11 protein-coding genes are annotated in these 18249 nt (G+C 52.0%); 1 reads left to right on the forward strand and 10 read right to left on the reverse strand.

Annotated elements, in window-relative coordinates:
• The first annotated feature begins 84 nt into the window (after positions 1-84).
• Positions 85-1209, forward strand: a complete 1125-nt coding sequence (gene hemW, locus EG028_RS16040) for a radical SAM family heme chaperone HemW (RefSeq protein WP_120517701.1) — start codon at positions 85-87, stop codon at positions 1207-1209.
• Here the strand turns inward: hemW and EG028_RS16045 are convergent.
• From EG028_RS16045 to EG028_RS16090, 10 genes are all read right to left on the reverse strand, one after another.
• Complete coding sequence (locus tag EG028_RS16045; protein ID WP_120517566.1) at positions 1206-2225, reverse strand: NAD(P)H-dependent glycerol-3-phosphate dehydrogenase; 1020 nt, start codon at positions 2223-2225, stop codon at positions 1206-1208. The genes hemW and EG028_RS16045 overlap by 4 nt on opposite strands.
• A gap of 100 nt (positions 2226-2325) precedes the next feature.
• A complete protein-coding gene (locus tag EG028_RS16050; RefSeq protein ID WP_120517567.1) occupies positions 2326-3699 on the reverse strand; it encodes an efflux RND transporter periplasmic adaptor subunit in 1374 nt (457 codons plus the stop codon).
• A 30-nt stretch (positions 3700-3729) separates the two neighbouring features.
• Positions 3730-5169, reverse strand: coding sequence for a TolC family protein (locus EG028_RS16055; protein WP_162946546.1), 1440 nt, complete (start codon positions 5167-5169; stop codon positions 3730-3732).
• 148 nt (positions 5170-5317) lie between these two features.
• The gene (locus EG028_RS16060) at positions 5318-5980 is read right to left on the reverse strand and encodes an ABC transporter ATP-binding protein (RefSeq protein WP_120517569.1); all 663 of its coding nucleotides are present in this window, start codon (positions 5978-5980) and stop codon (positions 5318-5320) included.
• A gap of 26 nt (positions 5981-6006) precedes the next feature.
• Positions 6007-8424 carry an ABC transporter permease gene (locus EG028_RS16065; protein WP_120517570.1) on the reverse strand — a complete coding sequence of 806 codons (2418 nt, stop codon included), beginning with the start codon at positions 8422-8424 and terminating at the stop codon, positions 6007-6009.
• Between the two features lie 14 nt (positions 8425-8438).
• Complete coding sequence (locus EG028_RS16070; RefSeq protein ID WP_120517571.1) at positions 8439-10829, reverse strand: ABC transporter permease; 2391 nt, start codon at positions 10827-10829, stop codon at positions 8439-8441.
• A gap of 3 nt (positions 10830-10832) precedes the next feature.
• Positions 10833-13196 (reverse strand): ABC transporter permease, encoded by a 2364-nt coding sequence (locus EG028_RS16075; protein WP_120517572.1) that lies wholly within the window; start codon positions 13194-13196, stop codon positions 10833-10835.
• Between the two features lies 1 nt (position 13197).
• Positions 13198-15618, reverse strand: a complete 2421-nt coding sequence (locus EG028_RS16080) for an ABC transporter permease (RefSeq protein WP_120517573.1) — start codon at positions 15616-15618, stop codon at positions 13198-13200.
• A 12-nt stretch (positions 15619-15630) separates the two neighbouring features.
• On the reverse strand, positions 15631-18042 hold the full coding sequence (locus EG028_RS16085) for an ABC transporter permease (protein WP_120517574.1): 2412 nt from the start codon (positions 18040-18042) through the stop codon (positions 15631-15633).
• Positions 18043-18054: 12 nt separating this feature from the next.
• A complete protein-coding gene (locus tag EG028_RS16090) occupies positions 18055-18249 on the reverse strand; it encodes a hypothetical protein (RefSeq protein WP_120517575.1) in 195 nt (64 codons plus the stop codon).

Here is an 18249-nt window from a genome sequence, read left to right on the forward strand (position 1 = left end):
TTCTTGTTCCAAAAATATCAACAAAACTCACATGTATTTTCGAGGTTTGCAAATAATCCCGCGAATTCTTTCTTAAAACAACTCATGGCCGGTATCTATATTCATATTCCCTTCTGTAAAAAGGCTTGTCATTACTGCAACTTTCATTTCTCCACCTCGCTCCAGTACCGGGATGAGGTTACGGAATGCATTCATGTGGAGGCAGCCCTTCAGCAGGCATACCTCGAAGGCCAGGCCGTGCAGACCGTCTATTTCGGCGGAGGCACTCCCAGCCTGCTGTCAGGCGCGGCCATCCGGTCGCTGCTGGATACCCTCCGGAAATACTTCACCGTGACCGAAGACGCGGAAATCACCCTGGAAGCCAATCCTGACGATCTTTCCGCTGAAAATCTCCAGGCCCTGCGTGACGCCGGCGTGAACCGGCTGAGCATAGGCGTACAGTCGTTCTTTGAAGAAGACCTGCGCTGGATGAACCGCGCCCACAACGCCGCCCAATCCGTTCAATGCCTGGAAACCGCACGGGAAAAGGGTTTCGATAATATCAGTATAGACCTTATCTACGGTGGCCCCACCCTCACTGATGCGCATTGGGAGGAAAATATCGCCCGGGCCATCAGCCTCGGCATTCCGCATCTTTCCTGTTATGCCCTTACCGTGGAGCCAGGCACCGCGCTGGACAACTTCATCCAGCATCACAAGATCCCGCCCATCGACCCGGACCGCGCGGCGCATCATTTCGGGATGCTCATGCAGGCGCTGGAAAAAGCGGGATACGAACATTACGAGATATCCAATTTCGCGAAACCGGGCATGTATTCGCGTCACAACAGCAGTTACTGGCAGGGGAAACCTTACCTGGGGCTGGGGCCGAGCGCCCACTCGTTCAACGGGCAGAGCCGGCAATGGAACGTGGCCAATAATTCTTTGTACATGCAAAGCATCCGTAAGGGCGCGTTACCTTTTGAGAAGGAAGTGCTGAGCCCGCAGATGGCGCTGAACGAATATATCATGATCTCGCTGCGCACCCAGGCTGGGTGCGATCTCGAAAGAGTGTCCGCCCGGTTCGGCCAGGACAAAAGCCTGCAGCTGCTTTCAGCAGGCGCGGAGTTTATCGAAAAGGGCTGGATGCAGCAGGAAACATCCATGCTCAGGCTCACCCGCGAAGGCAAGTTTTTTGCGGACGGCATCGCAGCCGCGATGTTTTTCTAAACAAGCCCCTTCTCTATTTCCAGGAAAGCTTCTTCTGTATGCAGGTGTTCCCAGAGAATACTGTAGACCTTTTGCGCAATAGGCATGTAGGCTCCTATCTCCTGGTTGATCTCGAAGATGCAGCGGCTGGCGTAATAACCTTCGGCGATCATATTTAGCTCAAGCTGGGCGGCTTTTACGCTGTATCCTTTCCCGATCATGTTCCCGAAAGTACGGTTGCGGCTGTGGAGGGAATAACAGGTTACCAGCAGGTCCCCTAGGTAGGCGCTGGCGTTGTAATTGTGTACCATGGCCTCTTTGCCGTGCCCTGCCTGGAACTGCTCGTATTTTTCGAGGAATTCCTGCATTTCACGGAAACAGTTGGTGATGAACACGCTCAGGAAGTTGTCCCCGTATTCAAGCCCGTGTGCAATACCGGCGCCCATGGCGTAGATGTTTTTCAGCACGGAGGCGAATTGTACACCGTACAGGTCTTTATTGACGATGGTTTGCAGGTAACTGTTGTTGAATCGCGCGGCCAGTTCTTCCGTACGCTCTGCATCCAGGCCCGAAAAGGTAAGATAGGAGAGCTTTTCATTCGCCACTTCTTCCGCATGGCAGGGGCCGGTGATGGTAAAATAACTTTCCGGAGGCAGGCCAAACTGGTCCGCCAGGTATTCATTGATCAGCTGGTTGGTACCAGGCACCAGCCCTTTGATGGCGGAAACCACCTGTTTACCATTGAATGCGTCCGCGGGGAGCGTTTCCAGCACCTGCCGCAGGAAAGCGGAGGGAACGGCCAGGATCAGCGTGTCGCTGGACCTTACGACTTCCGCCAGGTCATTATTCACCTGGAGCATCCGCGTATCAAAATATACTGAAGTAAGATAATGTTTGTTATGATGGCGTAATTGCAGATGGCGGATGGTCTCTTCACTGCGTATCCACCAATGTATGTTCTGATTGTTGTCCGTCAGGATCTTGGCAATAGCTGTAGCCCAACTACCGCTCCCGATTATTCCGATATGATTACCCATGCTCAACTGTTTCCCGATTTTTCTGCAATGTAAATAAATTCAGGGGGACAATAAAAAAGGGGCATACGGTAAAGTATGCCCCTTCCTGAATTTTTTACGCCTATTTCGTCTCTTCGAAGAGTTGTGATTTCGGTACTACTTTTACTTTTTTGCCATTCTCCAGCAGGCGTGAAATGGCCGTGTACGGGCCGCTGATCACTTCCTGCCCTTCCGTGATGCCGGACTTGACCTGGATGTTGTTATCGTCCTGGATGCCTATGGTCACTTCAGCCATTTTTACGGTATTGTCTTTTTGCAGCAGGAACACTACTTCCTTAAAGTCGCGCTTGGTGTCTTCGGCAGCGGGTGCCGCATTACCAGCCTGGGCCGGGCCCTTCTTTTCATCCTTTTTCGCCGTATCCGCCGGGTTGCGGGTGGTCACGGCATTGATCGGGATGGACAGCACCTGTTTTTCCGTGCGCGTCTGTATGTCCACGTTCGCACTCATGCCGGGCCTGAAGGGGAACCTGCGCGGGAATTTCGGATCCATGAGGTCCGCGTAGGAAGAAGGCAGGATGCGGATGTGTACCACGTAGTTGGTTACCTGCTCCGCGGAGGAAGTGGACGCTGTGGCTGTGGCCGCGCCCTTGCTGGAGCTGGCGATCTGGGTTACCAGGCCTTTGAATTTGCGGTTGGTATAAGCATCCACCTCAATGAGGGCGGAATCGCCGAACTTAACTTTCGGAATGTCGTTTTCTCCCACGTCCACCTGCACTTCCATGGTAGCCATATCGGCAATGCGGAGCATTTCCGTACCGGTCATCTGCGCTGTACCTACCACGCGTTCGCCTTTTTTTACGGAAAGAAGGGAAACGGTTCCGCCCATCGGGGACGTGATGGTGGTCCTTCCAAGGTTTTTGTTGGCTTCCGTGAGGTTCGCCTGGGCGCTGGCAACGGCAAATTTACTGCTGTTGATGCGCTGGGTGGCGGCGTTGAAGTCCGCCAGGGCAGCTTTATAGGTTGCTTCCGCCGTTTCAAATTCGGAGCGGGAGATCACTTTTTGTTTGAGCAGCTCCGAGTTACGGTCAAATGCTGCCTTGGACTGGTCCAGGCGGGCTTTGAACGCGCTCAGGGCGGCGTCGCTGTTCGCCAGTTCCGCCTGGGACTGGCTTACGGATGCGGCGGCACGGTCCCTTGCGGAGCCGTAAATATCAGCGTATATGCGGGCCAGTACCTGTCCCTTTACCACGGAATCTCCTTCTTCCACCATCAGGTCGGTAATTTCCCCGGAGATGTCGGAGCTTACCTTCACCTCGATTTCCGGGAAGATCTTTCCGCTGGCAGAAACCACTTCGATGATGTCCCTTTTGGCTACTTTATCGACGGCCACTTTGATGCCCTCGTCTTTGCCGGAACCTTTTATAAACAGAACAAGGATTATCAACAGGACAATGCCGCCGATAATCCAGAAAAGCAGTTTCTTTTTCTTCTTCATATACGCTTTGTATTTCTGTGCCCCGGAATACTATAGCGTTATTCGCTGGTCGCGATAGAATTCCAGTAATTTGATTTTAAATATATAGTCGTACAGGGCCGATACTTTATCTATCTGCGCTCTGAACAGGTTCGTCTGAGTTGTTACATATTCCACGGTGTTCAACAGGCCCACGTTAAAACGTTTGGTGGCAAAGTCGTACGCTTTCTGGGAGGCTCGTTCCGTAGTAATGGCCGCCTGGTATTTCTGCAGGGCGCCTACCGCATCCGCATGCGCGGTGTAGATGTCCTGGCGGAGTTTCTGGCGGTTGATGTCCAGCGTGAGCAGTTTATCCTGCTGGTCGATCTTCGCTCTTTCCACGTTTCCGCGCAGCTGCCATGCGTTCAGGATGGGTATGCTGAGGGTGATACCGACATTCTGACCGAAGTTATTGCTGAACTGTTCACCGAAGGGCGTCAGCCTGCTCTGCCTGAAGGCGCCAGCTTTCAGGGAAGGATACAACGTACCGTTCACGTTCACAAAACCGGTGGTATCTACATAAGGAATAGCCGGGCCGAACTGCTGATAATTGGAATTGGCATAATTGGTTCCCGCGCCGCCGCCAATGCTGAGGCTCGGGTACAAGGCCCCTTTTGCGGCTGCCAGGCTGCGGTTCGCCGCTTTTACCATCGCTTCGTCCGCTTTATACTGCGGTTGGTTGGCCAGCGCTGCGCTGAACACCATTTCAGGAGCGGTTTCGGAGAGGTTGAGCAGCGGCACCGCCTCAATTTCTTTAGGCAGCTCGGTATTAAAAGGAACCGCAAAATCGAGGTTCAGTAAAGCTTTCATGGTCAGCACCCTGATCACGGCGTTGTTTTCCGCGGTCACCAGTGTGGAACTATCCCTCGCCAGCTGAGCTTCCAGGTCCGCCTGGTTGCTTTCCGGCACGGAACCCGCCGCCACAAGTTTTTTGGTATTGTCCAGCTGGGCGATACTCAGGTCCACCTGCGATTTGCTGATTTTCACCTGTTCATTGGCCAGTAATATCTGGAGGAAGGCATTGGCAACGTTCACGCCCATGTCATTACGGGCTTTTTCAAGCTGGTAATTGGCGGCATACACCTGGTATTTTGAGGCGGCAATGGTATTTTGTTTGGTGAACCAGCCAAAAAGATCCGCGTCGAAACTCATATTCAGGCCCGCATTGAAGAGGGTCTGGGTCACGAAGGTGTTGGTAGTAGGGTCAATAGAGCGGCCGAAACGGTAACCGGCGTTCGCGCCTGCGTTGACGGTAGGCAGCTGGGACATCCGGTTCTGCTTCAGGGTAAGCTCCTGGAGACGCCGCTGCAGCACACTCTGCTGGAGGGTCAGGTTGTGGGAAAGCGCATAGTCCAGCGCACGCTGATAGCTCCAGTTATCCTGGGCTGCTACCGGGTTGGCAAACAAAACAAAAGCCAGTATCGATGCGATTGCAAGGGACTTTATTTTCATAGCCTGACAAAAATATATTAATTGAGTTGACACCATGCGGCCGTACTTGATAGATGGCAAATTACTAGTAGGTATGGCTCCGGGCCACACGAATTTAAGGTAAAACATCATATGATGAGTTTTTAGCTTCCGGAAAATAATGAAGAGGTTACTTTACCCGGCCGTCCATAATTTCAATGACCTTATTCCCGTAACCGGCGTTAAGGTCCGAATGGGTTACCTGGACGATGGTGATGCCGTCTTTTTTATTCAGCTCTGCAAACAGTTCCATGATGGATTTGGCCTGGTCGGAATGCAGGTTGCCGGTAGGCTCGTCCGCAAATATCACCGTCGGCTCAGCCACGATGGCCCGGGCTATGCCCACCAGCTGCTGCTGGCCGCCGGAAAGCTGGTTCGGGAACAGGTCCTTTTTGGCTACCATGTTAAAACGGTCAAGAATATCCGCAACACGGCTTTTACGCTCCGAGGAAGGCATGTTTTTATACAGAAGAGGTGTTTCGATATTTTCATACACCGTCAGCTCGTCTATCAGGTGATACGCCTGGAATACGAAGCCAATGGCGCCCCGGTGCAGCTGGGTCCGTTTTTTATCGTTCATTTTGTGGACCAGCTCCCCCTGGAAAAGGTATTCCCCGTCAGAAGGCTCTTCCAGCAACCCAAGGATGTGCAACAGGGTAGACTTCCCCGAACCGGAAGGGCCCATGATAGACACAAACTCCCCCTCGTGAATCACCAGGTTCACTTCCTTTAATATTTCATGTTTGCCAAACCCGACCGGGTAATGTTTTGAGATGTTGCGCAGTTGAATCATGATATTAATGTAAAAAAATTTATTGATTATTCTGAACGGAGCGACTTCACAGGGTTCATCAGAGCGGCTCTTATGCTCTGGAAGCTCACCGTGGCCGCCGCTATAAACACCGCCACCAGCCCTGCCAGTACAAACACCCACCAGCTGATATTTATCCGGTAAGCATACCCTTTCAGCCATTCGCTCATCACGTACCAGGCCACCGGTGTGGCTATCAGGATGGCCAGCGCCACCAGTTTCAGGAAATCCCTGGCAATAAGCCCGGCTATGCCCGCGGCGCTGGCGCCCAGCACTTTCCTGATGCCGATCTCCTTCGTACGGTGCCCGATAGTAAGCATCGCGATGGCAAACAGGCCCATGCAGGAAATAATGATAGTCAGTACCGCCCCGCAGATAAAGATCTTCATCAGCGTGGATTCGAACTTGTATTGTTTTTCCGTGTTTTCGTTTACAAATGATGCCAGATATGTCTGGCCCGGAGCGGCTTTTTTAAAGGCCGCTTCGATGCGGGACATGGAAGCGGGCAGGTTGCCGGGTTTTGTTTTCACAAAAATGTAAGCCGGCGGCTCGTCCTGTTGGTTCAGGTACATCGTGAGCGGTCCTATTTCCTCGTGCAGGGACTTAAAATTGTAATCCTTCACTACACCGTTTATATGATATTCCGGCCCTTCGTTATCCATCCTGAAACGGTAACCCACCGCGTCTTTCGCGCCTACAAGCTGTTTTGCCATTTTTTCATTGATCACCAGCCCGAAGGAATCAAGCCCCATCTTCGGGTCAAAGTCTTTGCCGCCGCGCAGTTTCAGGTCCATGGTCCGGATGTAGTCGTAGTCCACAGCCTGCCAGTGCGAGCTTATTTCTTTCCCCTCCAGTTCGAAGGTGATAATGGAAGTAGATTGACTGCCGTCTTTGCCCCGGCCGAGGTTATGGCCGGAAGCGGAAACGGCGAGAATGTCCGGCTGTTGTGCAAGTTCCGTTCTCAGCCGCGCAAGCAGCAGGTGACCATCCAGGTCTTTGCTCACGGGAATGCTCACCACCTCATGTGTATTAAATCCCAGCGGTTTGTCGCGCAGGTAGCTCATTTGCTGCCAGGCAATGATAGTCCCGCAGATCAGCAGGGAGGAAAAAACGAATTGTGTAACGATCAGCGTGTTGCGGAAATAATTGGTCCTTCCGGAAGAAACCTTCCCTTTCAGCACCAGCAGCGTATGCGTGCGGGACAATACCCATGCGGGATATCCGCCGGCCAGCGGGCTGATGATCAGCAGCGCGGCCAGTATACCCACCAGGAATTTCGGCTGCAGCAATATGCCAAAGGCATACACCGCTTTTGCAAAAAACATCGCGTTGTAAAACGGCAGCACAAAATATGTGATAGCAAGGCCCAGCACCAGCGATATCAGGAAAAGCACCAGGGCTTCGCCACAGAGCTGCAATACCAGTTGTATCCTTGCCGCGCCCAGCATTTTGCGCATACCCACTTCCTTGGCGCGGGTGAAAGCGCGTGCCAGCGTGAGGTTCAGGAAGTTGATACTCGCGATGAACAGCAGGAATGCCGCTATGAACAACAACATATACAGTATGGGCTTTTTTGCATCCTGCAGATTGCTGTTATTACTGAAATGTATCTCGCTTATCGGGGTAAGCCCCATATGCTGTACGCCGCCGAATTTATCTTTCCGCGCACCCGCCTTTTTCATCCGCTCAATATCTTCGGTATAATGTTTTTCGAGAAAGGTTTTGCCCCTCCGCTCAATATCTTCCGGTTTTACACCGGGATTGAGCTGAACGAATATCTCCAGGCTGAAATTGCCCCAGTTCTCCCGGTCTTCCGGGAAGCTGGGATGATTTTCCAGCCGCAGCAGGGCATCGAAGCGGATGCTGGAATTATCCGGCACGTTTTTCATTACTGCACCCACGACATAACTTTTCCATTCATTTCCCACGCGGAGACGGATTGTTTTGCCCACAGGGTCCTGGTCTTTAAAAAAGATACCGGCCATTTTTTCTGTGATCTGCACATTATTCATCCCCAGTGCGCTGTTGCCGCTGACGGCGGGAAATGTGAACACATTCAGGAAAGAACTGTCTACAAATCGCAGGCCGATGCTCTGGGAAATCTCGCCTACGTTCATCACGGAAGCGTCGTTGGCAAACCGCACCACTTCTTTAATGCCGGGTATTTCCGCCTTCAGGGCAGGGCCCATCGGGTAACTCATGTTGGACTGCGATTCGGTTTTATCCGCATGAAAATCCTCCTTGTACACTTCGTAGAGATAATCCTTTTTCTCCTGGAAATCATTGAAGGAAAACTCCCTGTACACGGTAATGCACAACAGCAATGCGGCTGCAATAGCCACCGCCAGGCCTACGATATTCACAGCAGACACCTGTTTTGCTTTCCAGATGTTCCTCCACGCTATTTTGAGATAATTCCTGAACATAACCTGTAATGTTTTTATTCTGATTTCAGCGAGCGCACCGGGTTTACCATGGCTGCTTTAAATGCCTGTGAGGCTACCGTGACCAGCCCGAGCAGCAGTGCTGCCGCGGCCGCCAAAGGAAATACCCACCAGGGAATATTGATATGATAAGCAAAGTTCTGCAGCCAGGAATCCATGGCGTACCAGGCAATGCCTGTCGCAATGAATGCCGCGATACAGATCAGTTTTGTCACGTCCTTGCTGAAGAGCATCACAATGCTGCCCACGCTGGCGCCCAGCACCTTCCGTATCCCGATCTCTTTGGTACGCTGGCGGGTGGCATAAATAGCCAGACCCAGCAAACCAAGACAGCTGATAAAGATCGCCACACCTGTAGCCCAGCTCAGCAGCTGGTTCAGCCTCTTTTCTGATTGGTAAAAAATCTCAAGCGCATCATCCACGTATGTAGCTTTGAATTCGTCGTTCGGGAACACTTCATTCCAGGCGGCTTTGATCTTGTCCATTGTGCGGTGAACGTCCGCATCGCGGTGCAGGGAAACATGCAGAGAAGTTTTAGCCAGCCAGTCTGATGTAAGGGCCAGCGGCATTATTTCCGTCTGCATGCCTTTTGTATGAAAGTCCGCTACGACGCCCACCACCGGCTTTTTTTTGTCATTAAACGAGAGTAGCTGCCCGATAGCGTCTTCCGGTTTTGCAAAGCCAGCCGCGCGGGCATAACTTTCGTTGATCAGCATTTCGCGGGCGGTATCCGACGGGAGGATGTTGCGCCCTGCCAGCAGCTTGATCTTATAAAAAGGAACATAATTGGCGTCGATGTATTTTGCTTCCACCATTGCCTTTTCAGCCATTTCACCGGTCCCCAGGGACATGGTGGTGGAGCTGGTGCCCAGGGACAAGGGAGCGGAATATCCATAACTGAGCATTTCCACTTCCGGGAAAGCGTCCAGTTTGGCTTTCAATGCTTCTGTAGTGGCTCTTGAGCCGGGAGCTTTCAGGAAAAACCGGGCTTCTTTGTCGAAACCAAGGTCTTTGCGATAGGCGTATTTTGTCTGTTCGCCTACAATAACCGTAGCCATAATTAGTACAAGCGCTATGCTGAACTGCGAAATGGTCAGCACCTGGCGCAGGCGTGCTTTGCCTTTGATGCCATGTACCTGGTTCTTCAGCACAGCCACCGGCTGGAAACGCGCCAGTACAAAGGACGGATAAATACCCGCCATCAGTCCTACCAGCAGCACCAGTATGGGTATGAACAGGAATATCTGCCATTCGGCGAACATGGCCATGGTCACGCCATCCGGGATAAAACTATTGAATGCGGACAATATGCCCGGCACCATCAATACAGATAATGCAGCTGCAAATGCGGTAAGCACAAAACTTTCACCGAGGAACTGCAGTATCACTCTTCCTTTGGAGCTGCCCAGCGACTTACGTATCCCGATCTCTTTCGCCCTTTCACCCGCCTGCGCGGTTTGCAGGTTCACGAAATTGATACAGCCCAGCAACAGCAGGAACACCACCAGCGCACCGAGTTTGTATAATACCGGCAGGTTCGCCTGCCGCTGGTCAAAGGCGCCGATCTCCGAATTAAAATGTATCTCCCGCAAGGGTTGCAGGGTATATTGGTTTTTGGAATCTTCATCATCATGAGCCTTGGTGATACCCATGATCCGCGCTTCGATCTTTTCCTTTTCAACGCCAGGCCTCAGCTTCACAAACATGCTGATACCGGAATTAAAATTGTTCCATGCATCCCAGCCGCGCATTTTCTTAAGCCCCTGATCGGAGAGGACCGTCTGCATGGATACAAATTCCTGGAAAGTAAAGTCAGTATTTCCTTTCAGGGATTGAACGATACCGCTCACAGCCACCCTGATGGAATCATCGTAGGTTACCTCCCTGCCGATCACATCCTGCAAAGCGGTCCCGGGGAAATACTGTGCCGCGCGCTCTTCTGTGAGTACTGTCTGCAATGGATTTTTCAGCACAGCGGGTGAACCATATATCCATTTATAATCGATCAGGCTGAAATATTCCGGCTCGGCAAACGCAATGCGTTTCTGCACACCGAATTTCTGTTCCTTTATTTTGACATTAGGCGAATACTGGTAGATCAGCGCCGCTTTTTCCACTCCCGGCACGTTGGCCCGGAGCTCGGGCAGCATTGGAATAGGCACACCGGAGGTTTTGATGATCATCTTGTTGAAGTCCAGCTTCGAAACTACACGGTACATACGGTCCCTGTCTTTGTGGAAGGTATCAAAGGAAAGATCGTAATGCACGATCATCCATATCACCAGCGCAGCGCTGAGGCCAACGCTGAGGCCAAGGATGTTCACAACTGACATGAACTTGTTTTTCCAAAGGTTGCGCAATGCAATCCTGATGTAGTTCCTGATCATAGGTTATTCTGTTCTGAGTGATTTGATCGGGTTCATACGAGCCGTTCTCACAGATTGATAACTCACCGTCAGCATCGCCAGCACAATGGCCAGCAGCGCGGTTACGGCAAATACCCACCAGGCGATCTCCACGTGATAAGCGAATTTTTCCAGCCAGCCGTGCATAAAATAAGCGGCCAATGGCATCGCGATAGCTACTGCAATCAGCACCAGGCGCAGGAACTCTTTGCTGAGCAACACCAATATCTGGCCGATAGTGGCGCCCAGCACCTTACGGATACCAATCTCCTTCGTGCGTTGCTGCGCGGTGAAAGTAGCCAGGCCAAATAATCCAAGACAGGCCACCAGGATGGCCAGGACCGTGAAGCTGGCGGAAAGGCGGCCTATCACCTGCTCGCTGCTATACATTTTTGCAAAAGAGTCATCCATGTATTTTACGCTGAAGGGATATTCCGGGTTGAATTTTTTGTACACGGTTTCGAGGCTGGCCAGCGCGGCATCCACCTTGCCCGGCTGGATGCGGACGAGCACGTAGCGGTTGCTGCCGTTGGCGTAACGCAATAAGGTGGGCGCTATTTTCCTGGAAAGGTGATTGCTGGAAAAATCTTTGGTAACACCCAGTATGGGCCGCTGTTCATCTTCTACTGTCAGCAGCTGGCCAACGTAGGGGCGTTTCAGCTTCATCAGTTTCGCCGCCGTCTCGTTGATCACCAGGCCACGCTGGTCTGTAGGATATGCGGGAGAGAATGTCCGGCCTTCCACCATTTCCAGCTGCATTGTTTTTTCAAAATCGTATCCCACCCAGAGGTAATCGATCAGCACGGATTCGTCCGCGCCTTTGCCTGGCCAGGAAACGCCCTGGAAGTTGCTGCCCACCTTGATCGGCAGCTGGTCCGATGTGGAAGAGGCCACAATACCCGGCATCCCTGCCAGTGCATTACGGAAAGCGTCTTCGTTTTTCTGGATGTTGTCTTCATTCAGGATATATACCACCTGGTCTTTGTTCAGGCCAAGGTTACGGTTTTTGATGAACTGGATCTGCTGGTAAATCAGGAACGCGGCTACGATCAGGACCGTGGAGATCACGAACTGGAATACCACCAGCCCTTTCCTCAGCCAGATAGCGCTGGTACGAAGCCGCAGCATACCGCCCTTCAGCGTGGCCACAGGGTCCAGGGAAGAGAGGTAAAACGCGGGGTAACTGCCTGCTACAAAACCGGTGAACAGCGCAAGGAAAAAGAGACCCAGCAGGTTGTACCAGGTAAATATTTTCACCGTCAGCGTTACGTTCACCATTGTTTCAAAAAACGGCAGCAGTACCCATACCAGCAGTACGGACAGCACTGAAGCGATGAACACCAGCGCGAAAGACTCTCCGAGGAATTGCCAGATCAGCGCGGGCCGGCCGGCACCGATGCTTTTGCGTACACCCACTTCCTTGCTGCGCTGGATGGCCCGCGCGGTGGAAAGGTTCATAAAATTGATACAGGCGATCAGCAATACAAAAACCGCCACAATGATGAACAGTCTTACGTATTCAATGCGTCCACCGGTCAGTTTGCCTTTGTCGAACTGGCCTTTCAGGTAAATATCTTCGAAGGGGTAGAGGAATACCTCCGTTTTGGATTCCGACGCGTTCCGTTGTATCACGCCTTTCACCCTGGCATTCACTTTTTCGAAATCCGCTTTGGGATCGAGGAGTACGTAGGTACGGGGAGCATTGCTCGTCCAGGAGTTTTTCAGCCATTGATTTTCTTCCGCCAGCCTGTCCATTGGCAGCAGCCAGGTGAAGGTGAAAGTCGAGTTCAGCGGCAGGTCTTTCATCACACCGCAAACCATATAATCATGTTTGTTGTCCACCCGCACGATCTGGCCAACGGCTTTGGCGTCCCCAAACAGGCTCCTGGCCACTTTCTCCGTGAGCACGATGTCATTGGGGCGTTTCAGCGCGGTAGCGGGATCGCCTTCAATAAAGGGGAAAGAAAAAACATAAAAGATATCGTTGTTCGCGTACTGGCCTTCAAATTTCAGGTGTTTGCTCCCGGCGGAAAAAAGCATTTCGCTGCTCCAGGACAAATGGCCGGCTTTCAGTATGCCGGGCGTTTCCGCCTTCATCTGGTCCGCAAGCGGGCCGGGGGTAGCGGTTACCGTCAGTATCTCGTCGTGCGAATAATACTGCTGCTCGTACACCTGGTAGATGTTATCCAGTTTATCGTGGTTCCGGTTGAAGTTCCACTCATTGGCCACCCACAATAAAATGAACATGCAGCAGGTGAGGCCGATGGTCAGACCGGCTATATTGATGATGCCGAATGCTTTGTTGTTCCAAAGGTTTCTCCAGGCTATCTTGATATAATTTCTCAGCATACTATTCAGTTTTAAGAGATTTAACCGGGTTGGCAAATGCGGCCTTCAGGGACTGGTACCCGATCGTACAAAGTGCTACCGCGAGGGCTATCAGGCCGGCAGCCAGCAGCCACCACCATTGAATCTGAACGCTGAAAGCAAAATCCTTCAGCCAGATACTCATAAAATACCAGGCCAGCGGCGTGGCGATGATCATGGCGATCACGATCAGTTTTACAAAATCTTTAGTGATCAGTTGTACAATGCTGACGGTGGAAGCGCCCAAAGCCTTGCGTATCCCGATCTCACGGGTCCTTTGCATGATGGCGAGCACGGCGAGGGCAAAAAGGCCGAGACAGGAAAGCACGATCGCTACCACTGCGGCATATACGAATATCTGTGTGAACCGTTCTTCACGGTTATACTGGCGGTTAATGTTTTCGTCCAGGAAACTGCCCCTGAACTCGGAGCGCGGCGCGATCTGCGCCCAGTGAGTCTTCAGCTTGCCCATGATCACAGGCAGGTTGTCCGGCCGCACTTTTACCAGCAGGTAATTGATGGGCATCTCTTTATACATCACGAGGCCCATCGGCTCCACCGGCCTGTGCAGGCTCTGGAAGTTGAAGTCCTTCACCACGCCGATCACTTTCATCGGCAGGTTCAGCTCCTCGATCTGCAATATTTCTCCCACAGGATCTTTCACCCCCATCTTCCTGGCCATCTGTTCATTGATCACGATGCCGCTGCTGTCCGTGGAAAAGTTGCGGGAGAAGTCGCGGCCGCTTGCCATGGCAAGGTCCATGGTTTGTGTGAAGTCATACCCCACATTCAGCCATTCCATGCTGATGTTGCGGTTTTTATAATCAAATCCCAGGGAGAAGGTATAACTGCCGCCGTCTATGCCCACGCCCATGTTCTTCGAAAGACCGGTCACGCTAAGCACGGAAGGCTCCGCATTGAGTTTCTGGCGCAGCAGCTCGAGGGCTTCGCGGCCATTCACTTCCTGGCCAACGGGGATGCTCACCACCTGGCTGGAGTTGTAGCCCAGCGGGCGGGCACGTAAAAAGTTGAGCTGATTCCAAGCCACCAGTGTGCAGCCTATCAGCAGGATGGCGATGGCGAACTGCCCGATGATGAGGCCGTTGCGCAGTCCGCCGGAGGTTTTCAGTCTCAGTTTTCCTTTAAGGATATTCACGGCGTCCATGCGGGTCATTACCAGCGCGGGATAACCGCCCGCCAAAAGTGTTACGAGCAAAAAGCTCCCGATGATGCTCGCTATTATGACGGGCTGGTTCAGTACCCCCGTTTCAAGACTGCTGCCGAAAACGGCTTTGTAATAAGGCAGTACGACGTAAAAAACAGGTATGCTGATCAGCAGCGCCAGCGCGCAGATAATAGCCGCCTCGCCCCAGAACTGTAAACCTACCTGGAAAGGCAGGGCGCCAAGCGTCTTGCGCAATCCTACTTCCCGGGTTCGGGTGAAGGAGCGGCCAACGGAAAGATTGATAAAGTTGATACAGGCGATGAACATCACAAACACTGCTACAGACAGCAGCATGTAGAGATAGGACCGGCTGATGGTTTCTCCTGCCCCGCGCATGCTGCTATCAGTATGCATATTGAGGTAAGGTTGCATGAGCAGCTCCATGTATTGCCCGTTGGGTGCAGCTACAGCGCCATCCCTCTTCAGGTCGCCGATGTAGTCTTTGTATTGGAGGTTTATTAAGCCCTGCACAGCCTTTTCAAAGGCTTTCACATCCGTACCGTGTTTCAGGCGCAGGATAATATCATGATTGGTAGCGTCCCATTTGCCAACAGTCGCGGGATAAGTGAACCCATGTTCGAACGGAACCACCGCATCGAACCGGATACTGGAAGTCGTGGGAATTTCCGCCGCCACAGCGCTCACGATAAACGCCTTCCAGGGGCCGCCGGATTGCACCTGCAGCTGCTTGCCGATCGGGTTTTCGTTCCCGAAAATAGCATTGGCAGTGGCCCGAGTGAGCACAATATTGTTACGGCCTTCCAGCGCCTGCGGGGCATTTCCTTTCTCCAGCGGGAAATTGAACATGGTAAAAAAGTCCGGATCTCCGAAAGCCAGTTCATTGAAAAAATGTTTGCCGTTGTAGACGATCTCACAGCCGTTGCGGTTGTAACGTGTGCCGTACTGCACCGCGGGAAACTGCTCCTTCAGCGCCTTCAGCATAGGCTCCGGCATGGAGGACTGCAATATGGGCTTTTCGGGCTGCTGTACTTTAAAATAGGTCCTGTAAAGGTCTTCCGGCTGCTGGTGGAACTTATCGAACGAAAACTCGAAATATACGCTCAGCAACAGCAGCAGGCAAATGGTGAATGCCACCGTGAGCCCGAGCAGGTTGATGAACGTATTGGTTTTGTGTTTCCACAAATTACGCAGCGCTATTTTAAAGTAATTACGGAGCATAGTCAGTCAGCGTTATTCCGAGCGCAGGGAGCGCACGGGGTTTAATAATGCAGCCTTTACAGACTGGAAACTGATAGTCAGGAAAGCAATCAGCAACGCCAGCAGGCCTGCCGCGGCGAAGGACCACCATGGAAAATCCACCCTGAACGGGAATTCCGCCAGCCATTTGTTCATTCCGAACCAGGCCAGCGGCGAGGAGATCAGGATGGATATGGCTACCAGCTGCAGGAAATCTTTGGACAATAAGGCGGTGATGCTGCCCACTGATGCGCCCAGCACTTTACGGATGCCGATCTCTTTGGTGCGCTGCCTTGCCACCAGCATGGCCAGGCCAAACAGGCCCAGGCAGGCGATGATGATAGCGAGCCCCGCATAAGCCCCAAACAGGCTGCCGGAGCGCTGTTCAGCGCGGTATTCATTACCCAGTTCATCTTCCACAAAACGGTAGTTGAACGGGAAAGTGGGCATGAGCTTTTTCCATATCTGCTCTATCCGCGCCAGTTGCGCCTGCCTTTCGCCGGGCTCCAGGCGGATCGTGAGCATTCCCGCGGCGCCGTTGCGTATCATGGACACCATCGGTTCGATGGGCAGACGGAGGTTTTGCATGTTAAAGTCTTCCACTACACCTATCACCTGGCCTTTACGGGGCTTGGAGCCTCCGCGCCATTCTATCCTGCTGCCGATCACCGGTTCTTTCAGCTGGAGTTTGGCCACGGCGGTTTTGTTGATCACAAAAGCGTCCAGCGAGTCGGAGGGGTACTTTTCGGAGAAATCCCTTCCAGCTACGAACTTCGCGCCGATATTGGTAAAGTAATTGAAATCCGCATTTACGATGATGGAGCTCACGCTTTCATCTTCGCGGGTGCCTTCCCTGCCTACGGGGTTATTGCTCACACTTTGCCCGCCCAACGGCATATTGGTATACGCCGTCTGTTTTACGAAAGGCAGCCTTGATAATTCGTTCTTAAACGGTTCCCTGTAAGGCGCTTGTTTACTGTTATTCAGGTATAGCGTCAGCAGGCCGTTTTTGTTATAACCCAGGTCTTTCTGCTGCATGTACCGCAACTGGGAATAGATCACCACCGTGGCGATGATCAGCGCAATAGCTATGGTAAACTGGGATACCACGAGTGTTTTTCGGAAAAGGGAACGATGGCCGGAAGACTTAAGGCCACCTTTTAATATTCTTACAGGCAGGAAGCTGGAAAGATATAATGCGGGATAACTCCCGGCGAACAAACCTACTGCCACCGCTATCAGTAACAGTGTGGTAAACATCGGGATCTGACCCGTTCCGAAAAGCGCCATAGTTTTATCGGTCACGTAGTTGAACCCGGGCATCAGGATGGCAGCCAGCAGAATAGCCAGCACAAACGACATGATACATACCATCACGGATTCTACCAGGAACTGCATGATCAGCGCTTTGCGCTCCGCTCCCATCACTTTACGCAATCCCACTTCCATGGCGCGTTCGCTGGCCCTTGCAGTCACGAGGTTCATAAAGTTGATGCAGGCGATCAGGATGATGAAAAAACCAATGCACCCGTAGATGTAAAGACGCGAAAGGTTTTCATGTGTACCCGTGTCTCCGTCAGGGTATAAATGGATGTCCGCCAGCGGCTGCAGGCGGTATTGGAACTGAGTTCCCAGATTTTTTGCCAGCGGGCCAACGTGTTTATCCGCAAACGCCTTCAGTTCTTTGTCCATAGCTGCAGGCGTAACACCGGGTGCCAGCTGCACGAAGGTCTGGTTTGAAGTGAACCCGAACCAGATGGTCTCCGGATCACGGCCGATCTTCGCATTGTTCTGCATATAGGTGGAGAAAGAAAACACCATGTCAAACTGAAGATCGCTATTGGCGGGTACATCCTTTGCAACACCGGTCACCATGCAGTCATAATCATCCTGCACACGAATCATTTTACCGATAGGGCTTTCGTTTCCGAAAAATTTCTTTGCGGTCCGCTCAGATAGTACGGCTGTATAAGGTTCTTTCAGCACAGACGCCGCATTACCACTCAGCAACGGAAAGTCGAACAAACGGAAAAACCCTTCATCCGCAAATACCGTATTCTCCTGCCGGAACTTTTCATTGTTAACAGACACGATCACCTCATTCGCCTGGTAAAAACGCAGGGCTTCTTTTACCCGGCTTAACTCACGCTTCAAAGTGGGTGCGGCGCCAAACTGGGAAATGCTCATCTGCCCCTCCCATCCGTTATTCTCCTTGATCATGCAATTGAGCCGGTATACGGATGGTGCGTTCGTATGAAAACTATTATAACTTAATTCGTCTTTGACGAAAAGCACGATCAGGATACAACAGGCCATACCGATGGCAAGCCCTGCAATATTAATGGCAGTGATCCCTTTGTTGCGCATAAGGTGGCGCAGCGCCACTTTGATGTAATTCCTGATCATAATTCCGAACGGTTAAACTGATGTTTTCCTGCGGTACTGGTCTATCAGGTAAAGACCTGCTATCAGCACCATAAGAAAAGGGATGATCAAATACGGCATAAACGTCATCTGGTCATATCCGGATACAGAACCGGAGTGACCGGTGAATGTGCCGGTACTTAGCTGGAAATCCAGCACCTTGTTGATTAAACAATTCATCTTGTCCAT

The organism is Chitinophaga barathri, assembly GCF_003807585.1.
GTDB classification, from domain to species: Bacteria; Bacteroidota; Bacteroidia; order Chitinophagales; family Chitinophagaceae; genus Chitinophaga; species Chitinophaga barathri.